Annotated in this window: 1 protein-coding gene; it reads right to left on the reverse strand. The window is 66.9% G+C overall.

Annotation, left to right across the window (positions count from 1 at the left end):
- Positions 1–406: 406 nt before the first annotated feature.
- On the reverse strand, positions 407–1,660 hold the full coding sequence (locus EOA27_RS35560; RefSeq protein ID WP_126083420.1) for a patatin-like phospholipase family protein: 1,254 nt from the start codon (positions 1,658–1,660) through the stop codon (positions 407–409).
- Between the last annotated feature and the right edge of the window lie 3 nt (positions 1,661–1,663).

Below are 1,663 nucleotides of genomic sequence, written 5' to 3' on the forward strand. Positions count from 1 at the left end.
CACGCCGACCTTGAACCCGTCGGCCGCCAGGCGCTTCGCCGCCGCCGCCCCCATGCCGCTGCCGCCCGCCGTCACCAGAGCTACTTTTTCGCCTGCCATGTCGCTGTCCACTCGTTGGAATTGTTGAAAGCGATCCTGTTAGCATGCGCGGGGCAGGTGATGAACCGGATTGGATTGCGCCAAGGCGATTAGCGAAAGCCGCGGAGCGCCTAATCTCCCTCCTTGTGGGGGAGATGGACCAGAGGGGGGCGCTGTCCCGCCAGCGTATCAGCGGTGTCCATGTCTCCACTACCAATAGGTGGGCGTCCAGGCATTGCCAGCGCCGCGTTCCTTCGCGCCCCCTCTGTCCTGCCGGACATCTCCCCCACAAGGGGGGAGATCAGCAGCTTCGGCGCCTCGCTCAAACCTAAAAAACACCCATCAGCGCCTTCGAAACCCTCGCGCAGCGCCCCGGCGTCACATCGCCCGGCTTCAAGGGCACGCCTTTTCCCGGCGCCACCGCCGGCTCGTACCAGCTCCGCAGCGCCTGGTCGGCTGCGCAATAGCCCCAGTTCACCAGGTCGACCGTCTCTTCGCTACCTAGGAAATGCAGTGAGGTGCCGATATCCGCCGGCGCGGTCGCGGCGGTCTGCACGAAATTCGGCTCGCTCGCGTCCGGCTTGCTGGCGATCGACCAGAAGACGCCGCGCGTTGCCGCATAGTCGGGCCGGGTCGTGTCTTCGGGCAGGCCGCGATCGTCGGCGTCCTTGGCCGCCTGGAAGCGCGCCACCAGGTCCCGTCGCCGCAGTGAGCGCACCTGGTTGTCGGTGGTGTCGAGCACGCGTTTGAGCTGCGAGAACCAGTTCCAGTAGCCCGCCTTCGAAGCCTGCCAGGGCGCGCCGGCGTCGCTCACCAGCAGCCAGCGGCAGCGCTTCAGCGCCGGCTCGATGCCGTGATTGTCGTAGACGCCGCCATCGGTGAGCACGGCGCGGGAAGGCGGAACCGGCGCGCCGACCGAAGGGTCGAGCTTATCGTTCTTCCACACGAAGGGCGTGAGGTCGAGCCGAAGCGGCGACAGGAAAGGCGGGAAAGCCGAGGAGGCAGCCACCGCGAGAGCCACCGGCAGGTCGGCGTTGTACGCGACGCCAATGCGATAGTCGGCCACGTAGCGCCGCGACAGGCGAAACAGCGAGCCGGTGCCGAGATTGCTCGAGCAGAACACGAACCAGGGCTTTTCCGGCAGGCTCTTCAACATCGGCCTGGAGCCAGCGAACAGGCGCCGCTCATAGCAGGCGGCGACTTCTCGCGCCGCGCTCGAAAACGGGTTGAGCAAGCCCTTGAAGATCGACGGCGCATCGACGAAGACCTGCGAGAACTCCAGGATCCTGTGCAGATAGATATCGAAATTGCTGGCGACGCCGGCCGCGAAGACGAAGCGTGGCCAGAGCACCGCCAAGAGCCCGGCCGCAATCGAGCCGCCCGAAACCGAGCTCACCATGTCGAGCTTCTGGAGCAGTCCCGCCTCGTTGAGACGGCAGAGCGCGCCGGCGTGGAACAGCATGGCCCGGTAGCCGCCGCCCGACAGGCAGAGGCCGAGGTCGTAGCGCTCGGCCTTGCCATCGATGCTGGCCGCGCCGCCTGGCGCCGCCCCGGTACCGCGCGCTGCCGTCACACTGGCCATGAA

The organism is Mesorhizobium sp. M2A.F.Ca.ET.037.01.1.1, assembly GCF_003998075.1.
In the GTDB taxonomy this organism is placed as follows: domain Bacteria; phylum Pseudomonadota; class Alphaproteobacteria; order Rhizobiales; family Rhizobiaceae; genus Mesorhizobium.

What these genes read in the sequence shown, in the direction of transcription:
- EOA27_RS35560 (WP_126083420.1), bottom strand. Translation starts at nt 1,660, where the DNA reads ATGGCCAGTGTGACGGCAGCGCGCGGTACCGGGGCGGCGCCAGGCGGC.